The organism is Xanthomonas cucurbitae, from assembly GCF_002939885.1.
GTDB lineage: Bacteria > Pseudomonadota > Gammaproteobacteria > Xanthomonadales > Xanthomonadaceae > Xanthomonas > Xanthomonas cucurbitae.
In genome coordinates this window covers 20,529-30,402 of sequence record NZ_MDED01000038.1, presented here as the reverse complement: position 1 = coordinate 30,402, position 9,874 = coordinate 20,529, and the positions used below count along the sequence as shown (strand labels likewise).

The window sequence follows — 9,874 nt, the reverse complement described above, 5'->3', positions numbered from 1 at the left end:
CGGGTGCACAGTCATCTTCGTTGTAGGAGCGCACCCGGGCGCGACAGGCCTTATCGGTAAGGCATTCGCGCCCGGGTGCGCTCCTACGGGTGAGATCGATCGATGTCTGGCCGCGTCGGTGCGAGGCGGAGCAGAACGCACGTGCCTGCGCGCGTGGCTCAAGACTGCCGCAACTCCAGTGCTGCCATCACGATGGACTTGGCCCAATCGGGCACCTGTGCCAATTCCTGCGGCGTTTGCGGGTACTGCAGGCCGCTGCGGTCCAGTTCCAGCACCAGCAACGGCGCAACCTGCCCTGCGGCATCGGCCGGTGCGCTGTTGTCGTAGACGTGCAGCAGCGACAGATACGGCAGCAAGGCGATCAGATTGGCGCGCGAGGCATCGAAGCGCTCGCGGATCTTGTGCTCGGCGATTGCGTGGACACCCGCAGCCACCCGCGCTGCCACGCGTTCGATGTGCAGCTCCACCGTTGCCAGACCGCAGAACCAGATCGCCACCGTGTGCTGCGCGCAGGCCTCGCGCAGCAAGCGCGGGATGGTGGTCGCGCCCAAGGTTGTCTCGAATGCATAGTCGCTGCCAACATCCATGGCCTGACGCAGCCGCCGCACACCTTCCTGCCAGGCTTGCGCGTTGGCCTCGTCCTGTGCCCAGCCCTGCTCCACCAGCTGCTGGGTGAACGCATCGGGGTTGAACCAGCTGGCGCCGTCTTCCTGCAGCAGTTGCCCCAGCAGCGAACTCTTGCCGGCGCCATTGACACCGGCCAGTACCAGGATGTTGCCCATGGGTCAGCGCGAAGGCCCCAGCGTCACCTTCCTGCCGCGGCGCGCCGGTCGGGCGATCGCCTGGGTCAACGCTGCGCCATCGTGCAGCGCGGCAAGATGCCTATCGAAACGGGCCTGCAGCGCCTGCAATGCCTCCGCGCGCGTCAATGCCTGCTCCGATGCACTGGCTTGGCTCACCAGCCGCCGGTATTCCTCCGCATCCACCACCACCGCCTCGGGGTGATTATGGTTGGTGATGACCACAGCCCCATGCGAGCGCACCTTGCGCATCAGGCTGGGCCAGCCCTTCACCTTGATGTCGGCGGCGGGAGATTTTTCGAGCTCGGGCAGATCCTGAAGACGAGACATGGGAGGGTCCTGCGCGCTGTAGTATCCCCAGCCTACTCCCACTCACCCATTTTGGGAAATTTGGCCATTCTGTCCTGAATTCACATCAGGCAGACCATTCCGAAACGACACGGGGCCCGCAGGCCCCGTGGTCTCTCACCACCGTTGCGCAACGGACTCAGCCGCGCAGCTTGCCCAGCAGCTCGCGGGTGACCGGGTCGGCCACCTCCGCCGCGTCGCCCTTCAGCGCCGGCAGCAACTGGCTGGCCAGCTGCTTGCCCAGCTCGACACCAAACTGGTCGAACGCATTGATGCCCCACATCACCGACTGCACGTACACGCTGTGCTCGTACATCGAGACCAGCGCACCCAGCGCCTGCGGGGTGAGCGCATCCAGCAGGATCACCGTGCTCGGGCGGCCGCCCGGATAGCTGCGATGCGGGTCGCTGCTGTCCTGGCCGTTGGCCAGCGCCTCGGTCTGCGCCAGTACGTTGGCCATCAGCGCGACATGGTTTTCCGCATACGGGTCGTCGTTGTGCACGGTGCCGATGAAATCGGCCGGCACCACGCTGGTGCCCTGGTGCAGCGCCTGGAAGAAGCTGTGCTGCACATCGGTGCCCGCACCACCCCACCACACCGACACGGTATCGCTGTCCACCGCCGAGCCGTCGAGCTTGACGCGCTTGCCCAGGCTCTCCATCACCAGCTGCTGCAGATACGCCGGCAACAAGGCCAGGCGCTGGTCATAGGTCATCACCGCCTGGGTGGCACTGCCCAGCAGGTTGCGATTCCACACAGCAGTCAGCCCGTGCAGCACTGCGACGTTTTCTTCCAGCGGCGTGTTGAGCGCATGCGCATCGAACTGCGCCGCGCCTTCCAGCAAGTGTTCAAAACGCTCGAAGCCAATGGCCAGTGCAATCGGAAAGCCTACCGCCGACCACAGCGAATAGCGGCCGCCCACCCAATCCCACATCGGCAGCACGCGGCCGGGAGCGATGTCGAACGCCTTGGCAGCACGCTCGGGGTTGGCGCTGACAGCGTACAGGCGCTCGCTGCCGCCGAGCCAGGCATGCAGGATGCTGCCGTTGAGCAGGGTTTCCTGGGTGCCGAAGGTCTTGGAAATCAGGATGCCGGCGGTGTGTACCGGGTCCAGCGTCGCCAGGGTGCGCTGCATGGCGGCGCCGTCGACGTTGGAGACGAAATGCACGCGGAACCGCGCCCCGCTCACCGGACGCAAGGCATCGGCCACCAGCCGCGGGCCCAGGTCCGACCCACCGATGCCGACACTGACGATATCGGTGACGTCGGTACCTTCCAGCTGCTGGATCAACGCACCCATGCGCTGCCGCACCTCCGCGGCAGTGGCGTACGCCTCCGAGGCCACCGGCGCGTCGGTCAGGTCGCCACGCAACGCGGTGTGCAAGGCAGCGCGCTGCTCGGTGACATTGACCTGCTCGCCACGGAACAGGCGCTGGAACGCACCAGCCAGATCGCGCTCGCGCGCGATGGCGAACAAGGCATCGAGCGCGGCGCGGTCGTACTTCTGCCGCGCAAAATTGAAATACAACGGACCGACTTGCCTGGCGTACTGCGTGGGCCGCTGGGGCTCGGCGGCTAGCAATGCGGGGATGGCAGCGCCGCGCAGGCGCTGGGCGTGGGCGTGAAGCGCGTCGAATCCGTTGGTCTGTGTCATGCGGCCTGTGTGGGGATGCTGTGGTTGGTGTGGGAGATCACGTTGTTCGCGCCCACATATACCAGATTGGGCTTGAAGGTCTTGGCTTCGTCTTCGCTCATGCTGGCAAACGCCGCCACAATGATGAGATCACCCACCTGCACATGGCGCGCGGCGCCGCCGTTGAGCGACATGATGCCGCTGCCTTCTTCGGCACGGATGGCGTAGGTGCTGAAGCGCGCACCGTTGGTCACGTCCCAGATGTGGACCTGCTCGAATTCGCGGATGCCGGTCGCTTCCAGCAGCAGGCCGTCGATGGCGATCGAGCCTTCGTAGTTGAGCTCGGAATGGGTGACGGTGGCGCGGTGGATCTTGGCTTTCAGCAGGGACAGATGCATGGACGCAGGCAACGACAAAAGGAAAGCCGGCATTTTAGCGGAAAGCGCCCGCGCCCACCGGTTTGCACCGCAGGCGGACGTGAGGGCTTCAGGCCCGCGCCGAGGCAATGCCCTGAGGTCGCGCAGGCCGGGGCCGGGCGCCAGCCACTGCGCCGGCGGCTGGCACAGGTGGCGCCGCTCAGAATTCCAGGTTGTCGATCAGGCGGGTGCTACCCAGCCGTGCGGCGACCAGCGCCACGCGCGCGCCGGAGGTGCCTACGCCCGGCTCGCTCAGGTCCCGCAGCCGTACTACCGCGTAATCGACCTGAAACCCGGCCTGCTGCAGCGCGCCGGTGGCGGCCTGTTCGACCTGCGCACGCGGCGTGCCGGCTGTGTCGCTGTCGCGCATCTGCAGCAGCACCTTGCGGATCTGTGCAGCAGCCGGGCGATCCTCAGCCGTCAGGTACTGGTTGCGCGAGCTCATCGCCAGGCCATCGGCCTCGCGCACAATGCTGCCGCCCAGGATCTCGATCGGAAACGCCAGGTCGGCCACCATCTGCCGGATCACCGCCAGCTGCTGGTAATCCTTCTTGCCGAACGCCGCCACATCCGGCTGCACCTGATTGAACAGGCGCGCCACCACGGTGCAGACACCGTCGAAATGGCCAGGCCGGCACACGCCTTCGAGCACGTCACTGACGCCCGGCGCATGGATCGGCGTGGCCAGCGCGGTTCCCAATGGGTACATCGTGTCCACGTCCGGAAACCACAGCGCATCGCAGCCGGCATCTTCCAGGCCGCGTAGGTCGGCTTCGGGGGTGCGCGGGTAGCGGGCGAAATCTTCGTTCGGCCCGAACTGAGTGGGGTTGACGAACACGCTGGACACCACGCGGTCGGCGTACTGGCGCGCCAGCATCACCAACGAGTAATGCCCGGCATGCAGGTTGCCCATGGTCGGCACCAGCGCCACGCGCAAACCCTCGCGCTTCCAGCCGGTGACCAGGGCGCGCAGCGCGGAAAGATCGGTCATGGTCTGGATCATGCGGCGTACGCGTGCTCTGCATCGGGGAAACTGCCATCGCGCACGGCCTGCGCATAGGCACGGACCGCGCCGGCCACCGAGCCACCCTCGGTGAGGAAATCCTTGACGAACTTGGGACGGCGATGGCCGCTGTCCAGGCCCAGCATGTCGTGCATCACCAGCACCTGGCCATCGCAGCCGGGGCCGGCGCCGATGCCGATGGTGGGCACCTGCAGCTCGGCGCTGATCTGCGCGGCAATCGGCGTCGGCACGCATTCCAGCACCACCAGGCTGGCGCCGGCGTCGACCACCGCCTGCGCATCGCGGCGCAGTTGCTCGCCAGCTTCGCCACGGCCCTGCACCTTGTAGCCGCCGAAACGCAGCACCGATTGCGGGGTGAGCCCCAGGTGCGAACACACGGGAATCTCGCGTTCCACTAAGTAGCGGATGACCTCGAGCTTGTGCCCGGCGCCTTCGATCTTGACCATCTCCGCACCGGCCTGCAGCAACTGGGTGGCGGCATCGAGCGCACGCTCGGGCGTGGCATCGGCCTGGAACGACAGGTCGGCCACCAGCAAGGCCTGCTGCAGCACGCGTGCCACCGCGGCGGTGTGGTAGACCATGTCGGCGGTGGTCACCGGCAAGGTGGAATCGTGCCCCTGCACCACCATGCCCAGCGAGTCGCCAACCAGGATCAGGTCCACGCCATTAGCATCGAAGCTGCGCGCAAAGCCGGCGTCGTAGGCGGTCAACATGACCAGTTTTCGACCCGCGCGCTTGGCCTCTGCCAGGGCGGGCACGGTCCAGGGCTTGCTGTCGCTATGGCTGCTCATGAAGTCATTACGTGGGGTGATGAGCCGGCCATTATCTACCCAATCGGCTCCAGCCCGCAGGCATCGATGGTTTGCAGGACGTGCCGCACTGTTCCATGGCCCGGAATCATCGCCTCCGGGGCCAGCTCGGACAGCGGCAGCAGCGCGAAGGCGCGCATATGCAGATGCGGGTGTGGCACCTGCAACCGCGGCAGATCCAGCACCTGGTCGGCGTACAGCAGCAGGTCCAGGTCCAGCGTGCGCGGGCCCCAGCGCTCGCCGGCCAGACGTTCGCGGCCAAAGGCCCGCTCGATGCCGAGCAAGGCATCCAGCAGCGCCAACGGGGCAAGCCCGGTGCGCAGCTGGGCTACGGCATTGATGAAATCGGGTTGGTCTTCACGCCCCCAGGCCGGGGTGCGGTACAGGCGCGAGGCCGCTACCAGCGTGGACTGCGGCACTGCATCCAGCGCGGCGATGGCCGCGCACACGCTGGCCTCGGCCAGGCCCAGGTTGGCACCCAGGCCGACAAAGGCGGTGTGCATGCCCTACTCGCCTGCCGGTGCGCCGGTGCGACGACGGCGGCGGCGACGCTTGCGCGGTGCGCCGTCCTCGTCGCCATGCTCGGCCTGCGCCGACTCGATGGCCTGCACCAGCTCCTGGCCGGAGGACTTCTGCGCCTCGCGCCAGAATTCCACATCGGCCGCATGATCGGCCGAGGCGAACTGGCGCAGCACCAGGAAATCGAACGCGGCGCGGAAGCGCGGATGCGACAAGGTGCGGAACACGCGCTTGCGCTGACGCGAGGAGAAGCGCGTCTGCAACAGCCAGATCTCCTGCATCGGCAGCGAAAAACGGCGCGGCAAGGCCACCCGCTCCAGCTGGTGCAAGGTGACACGGTCGGCGGCACGGCGCTGGGCATCTTCCGGCTGCACGCCCTGCGCCTGCAAGCCCATGAGGGTGCGGCAGAACGCCGGCCACAGCAGCAGCGCGAACAGGAACGCCGGCGAGACCGGCTCGTCGTTGGCCACCCGCGCATCGGTGTTGCGCAGGCCTTCCAGCACCATCGCGCGCAAGGCGCCGCTGCGATTGGATTTCAGGGCCGCCGCGCTTTCCGGGAACAGCGCACCGAGCAGGCCGTAACGCTCCAGGCCTTCGAAACTGGCCACGCCGTGCCCGGACAGGAACAGCTTGAGAATTTCCTCGAACAAACGTGCCGGCGCCGCCTCCGACAACAATCCGGCCAGGCGTGGGATCGGCTCGGCGGTGCCGGCCTCGATCTCGAAGTCGAGCTTGGCCGCCAGCCGCACCGCGCGCAGCATGCGCACCGGATCTTCCTGGTAGCGCAGTTCCGGGTCGCCGATCAGCTTCATCAACCGCGCCTGCACGTCTTCGAAGCCGCCGCAATAATCACGCACCGAAAAATCCTCGATGGCGTAGTACAGCGCGTTGCAGGTGAAGTCGCGGCGGATCGCGTCGTCTTCAATGGTGCCGTAGACGTTGTCGCGCACCAGCCGGCCGTTGTCCAGCTCGCGGTCGCCACTGCCATCGTCGCTGTTGGCGCGGAAGGTGGCCACTTCGATGATCTCGCGGCCGAACACCACATGCGCCAGCCGAAAACGGCGGCCGATCAGGCGACAGTTGCGGAACAGCGCCTTGACCTCTTCCGGCGTGGCGCTGGTGGCCACGTCGAAATCCTTGGGATGGCCACCCACCAGCAGGTCGCGCACCGCGCCACCAACCAGGTAGGCGCCAAAGCCGCATTCGCGCAGGCGATAGAGCACGCGCAGCGCGTTGGGGCTGATGTCCTTGCGCGAGATGGTGTGCTGGTCGCGTGGAATGACGCGCAGCGTGAACGGGGATGTAACTGAGGATTCGATGATGGCGCTTCCGTCTTGTGTTGCAGGATTGCCCAACGGCTATGACCCCACTATACTAGCGCGCTGCACAAGACGCGACAAAACGCTCCCTTCGTCTAATGGTTAGGACGTGGCCCTCTCAAGGCTAAAACAGGGGTTCGAGTCCCCTAGGGAGCACCACGTCCGTCCTGCTGCAGATCACGCCAAGGCCCCGCATTGCGGGGCTTTTGCGTGATGCGGCAATGGCAGCGCACCGTTACGCCATGCCGGCAAAGGCCGGCAACATCGGCCTCTCTGGTGCCTGGACAACTGCAACTCCTTGGTCGCGCCTGGTTGCGGTCGGCACACCGTCGCGCGCCATGGGCGCCCGGCACTGCTCGGCCGGCCACCCCGCAATGCCACTCTCGCGGCAGCGCATCCACTCACGCCAGCCACAACAAGGCCAACGCCGCCTGGGCGTAGACGCCCAGTACGTTGCGCACGGTGACTCGGGCAGTGTCCAGGACAGTCGCTGTCGCCATGGGCTTGCGCACCCGCGCAACCGGGCGACCGGGAAATTTGCACGGCATGTCACCTCCTCACTACAGCGCTGTGAACGCGCCCTCGACTTCGCTGCCGGTCTCGGCCACGGCATCGTGGGCATGCAGGCTCTCCAGGTGGCGCACCGCCACATCGAAGGTTGTGTAGTGCGCTACCAGCACCTGGCGTAACCGCCGCGCGGCATCTTCGACGTACATCAGGTTGGCACCGTTCAAGCGTGCAAAGGCCTGTTCGTCGATGCGCCGCACCGCCGCCTGCACCGGCGTGGCCAACGCGCGCTCGCAAAGCGCCACCAACGCGCCGACATCCAGCTGCGGCGTGCTCGCCTCCAGGTCCACACGCACCTGCGCGATGCTGCGCTGGCTGTGCGGCGTGGCGTACGACCCATGGACCTGCAACCACTGCGCCACCGCCTCCGGTGGCACGGCCGCGCGCCCGGCATGCTGTTGCAGGAAGGCCTCACTCAACAGCTGTCGCGACAACGCGGCCGAACAGGGGCACGTGGAGGCGTACAGCACCTCGACCTGCAGCTGGATACGGCTATGCCCCGCGCTGCACTGCGCCTCCAGACGCACCGGATACGCGCGCCAACCGGCCAGCCCTTCGCTCAGCAGGGCCGGCACCCGCAGCATCACCTCGAAGGTAAGGGTCAGCCGCGCTGCGCGGCTGCCGCAATCCTCGTGGCTGTCGATCAAGGCCTGCAACAGTTGCGACACCATCGCCGGCGACACCGGATGTTCCAGGTGCCGGTCCAGCAAACGATAGAGCCGCGACATATGGATGCCCTTGCACTCCGGTCGCGGCAGATCGACCTGCACGCTGGCGCGCGCGGCCAGGCTTGCGCTGGACCCATCCTGGCCCAGGCGCACCGGAATGGCGATGTCGTGCATGCCCACCCAGCGCAACGGCGCGCCCAGCAGCGCAGGTTCGGTGACGGCAACATCGGGAAGCGTGGCGGACATGGGAGACCTAAACAGTGGAGGAAATGGTGGCCGCGCCGGATGCGCGCACGGCGAGGATGGGCGGCGCGTCATCCCAGGTGCGGCGCGTACCGCGCAGCCTGGACCAGCGCCAGCGCGCTGCGTGCCACGCAGCGCGCTGAAGGCCAAGGTAGGTCACCTCAGCGCGCATACGTCGCCCTGAAGTAATCGTCGATGCCGGCATGCAGTGCCTGCGCGAGTTCGTCCTGATGGAGATCGCCGCACAATCGAAGGCAATCGTCGCGATTGCTCATGAAGCCAGTTTCCACCAGCAGCGATGGAATGTCCGGCGATTTCAGCACCGCAAACCCCGCCTGCCCGACCTGATCCTGGTGCAGCCGGGTGACCTGCTGCAGGCTCCCCAGCATCAACTTGCCGAATGCCACGCTGCTGGCAATGGTGCCGCTCAGCGACAGGTCGGCCAGCACCTGCGACAACACCGGATTGCTCGGCACCCGCAACCGGCGCGCGGTGTCGCCCATGTCATCGGCGGCGTTTTCGCTGTCTGCGATCCAGCGCGCCAAGGCCGAGCTGGCGCCGTTTTCGGACAAGGCGAATACCGACGCACCACGCGCCTGCGCGTTGGGAGCGGCATCGGCATGGATGGAAACGAATAGATCGGCGTTGCGACGATGCGCGATCAACACGCGTTCGTGAAGCGGCACGAAGCGATCATCGCTGCGGATCATCGTTGGCCGATAGCGCGGGTCTGCGGCAAGCCGCTGATGCAGGCGACCAGCGACCGCCATGGCGACATATTTTTCGTAACGCTCGTCGGCGCTGACCGCCCCCGGATCCTTGCCGCCATGCCCGGCGTCGATGGCAACCACGAAGGGATGCAACTGCGCGTGTGCGGGCGTGGCGGCGGCCGGAGCGGCCGCATCGGCGGCGGACAACGGCGCAGCGCCGGAGCCTGCAGCCAGATCCAGCACCAGCGTCGTGCCCTCCCAACGCGGGTTCGCTGCCAATGGCTGCGACAGATCGAGGACCACCCGCAGACCGTCTACATGCGGACCACTGCGGATCGCCACGACCGCACTGCGACCAGGCAATGGATCAATGCGCGGCGGCTGTGTCGAAACGCCCGACAGGTCGATGACCAGACGCTCCGGATCGGACAGCTGGAAACTGCGGTACGCCACCTGGCCGCTCAATTCCAGCCGGAACTGCAGCCCCTCATCGCGTAACTGCACGCTGCAATTGCGCAGTGTCGCAAGCCCTTGTGCGTCGACCAGGCCGGGCGACAACACCAGCGCCGCACCCACGCTGCGCAGCAGCTGCCGCCGCTTCATGGTGCGCCTCCAGCATGTGCGGCATGGCGGCCAGGGCATCCCTCACCGGGTAACGGACTCGGCCTGAAGCAAACGCACGACGACATGGAATACGACACGGCGGACCAGGCTGAGCAAGAATGTTGAAGTGTTATAAAGTAACATCAAAACAGCCAAGGCAAGCGCATGCGCCGTCGTCGGCGTCCTCACGTTCATTTCCTTGCATGACCGAGCCC

11 protein-coding genes and 1 tRNA gene are annotated in these 9,874 nt (G+C 66.6%); 1 reads left to right on the top strand and 11 read right to left on the bottom strand.

Going from position 1 to position 9,874, the window contains the following annotated elements; genetic code table 11:
- Positions 1–158: 158 nt before the first annotated feature.
- The 8 genes from XcuCFBP2542_RS16000 to pcnB form a co-directional block, all read right to left on the bottom strand.
- Positions 159–782: an ATPase gene (locus XcuCFBP2542_RS16000; RefSeq protein WP_104604844.1), complete on the bottom strand. Its 624-nt coding sequence runs from the start codon at positions 780–782 to the stop codon at positions 159–161.
- Between the two features lie 3 nt (positions 783–785).
- A complete protein-coding gene (locus XcuCFBP2542_RS15995) occupies positions 786–1,130 on the bottom strand; it encodes a type II toxin-antitoxin system prevent-host-death family antitoxin (protein ID WP_104604842.1) in 345 nt (114 codons plus the stop codon).
- A gap of 157 nt (positions 1,131–1,287) precedes the next feature.
- A complete protein-coding gene (gene pgi / locus XcuCFBP2542_RS15990; protein ID WP_104604840.1) occupies positions 1,288–2,802 on the bottom strand; it encodes a glucose-6-phosphate isomerase in 1,515 nt (504 codons plus the stop codon).
- Positions 2,799–3,179 carry an aspartate 1-decarboxylase gene (gene panD, locus XcuCFBP2542_RS15985; protein WP_104604838.1) on the bottom strand — a complete coding sequence of 127 codons (381 nt, stop codon included), beginning with the start codon at positions 3,177–3,179 and terminating at the stop codon, positions 2,799–2,801. Before panD ends, pgi begins: the two co-directional genes overlap by 4 nt.
- Positions 3,180–3,357: 178 nt before the next feature.
- A complete protein-coding gene (panC, locus tag XcuCFBP2542_RS15980; RefSeq protein WP_104604836.1) occupies positions 3,358–4,200 on the bottom strand; it encodes a pantoate--beta-alanine ligase in 843 nt (280 codons plus the stop codon).
- Positions 4,197–5,012, bottom strand: a complete 816-nt coding sequence (gene panB, locus XcuCFBP2542_RS15975) for a 3-methyl-2-oxobutanoate hydroxymethyltransferase (protein WP_104604834.1) — start codon at positions 5,010–5,012, stop codon at positions 4,197–4,199. Before panB ends, panC begins: the two co-directional genes overlap by 4 nt.
- Before the next feature lie 35 nt (positions 5,013–5,047).
- Positions 5,048–5,533 (bottom strand): 2-amino-4-hydroxy-6-hydroxymethyldihydropteridine diphosphokinase, encoded by a 486-nt coding sequence (gene folK / locus XcuCFBP2542_RS15970; protein ID WP_104604832.1) that lies wholly within the window; start codon positions 5,531–5,533, stop codon positions 5,048–5,050.
- 3 nt (positions 5,534–5,536) lie between these two features.
- On the bottom strand, positions 5,537–6,904 hold the full coding sequence (gene pcnB / locus XcuCFBP2542_RS15965) for a polynucleotide adenylyltransferase PcnB (protein WP_104604830.1): 1,368 nt from the start codon (positions 6,902–6,904) through the stop codon (positions 5,537–5,539).
- Between the two features lie 48 nt (positions 6,905–6,952).
- On the opposite strand from pcnB, the gene XcuCFBP2542_RS15960 reads away from it, so the two are divergent.
- A tRNA-Glu gene (locus XcuCFBP2542_RS15960) sits at positions 6,953–7,027 on the top strand.
- A 242-nt stretch (positions 7,028–7,269) separates the two neighbouring features.
- Here XcuCFBP2542_RS15960 and XcuCFBP2542_RS19620 read toward each other — a convergent pair.
- From XcuCFBP2542_RS19620 to XcuCFBP2542_RS15950, 3 genes are all read right to left on the bottom strand, one after another.
- Positions 7,270–7,416, bottom strand: coding sequence for a hypothetical protein (locus XcuCFBP2542_RS19620; RefSeq protein ID WP_158251458.1), 147 nt, complete (start codon positions 7,414–7,416; stop codon positions 7,270–7,272).
- Between the two features lie 12 nt (positions 7,417–7,428).
- The gene (folE2, locus tag XcuCFBP2542_RS15955) at positions 7,429–8,349 is read right to left on the bottom strand and encodes a GTP cyclohydrolase FolE2 (RefSeq protein WP_104604828.1); all 921 of its coding nucleotides are present in this window, start codon (positions 8,347–8,349) and stop codon (positions 7,429–7,431) included.
- A gap of 158 nt (positions 8,350–8,507) precedes the next feature.
- On the bottom strand, positions 8,508–9,659 hold the full coding sequence (locus XcuCFBP2542_RS15950; protein ID WP_104604826.1) for an N-acetylmuramoyl-L-alanine amidase: 1,152 nt from the start codon (positions 9,657–9,659) through the stop codon (positions 8,508–8,510).
- Positions 9,660–9,874 lie beyond the last annotated feature (215 nt).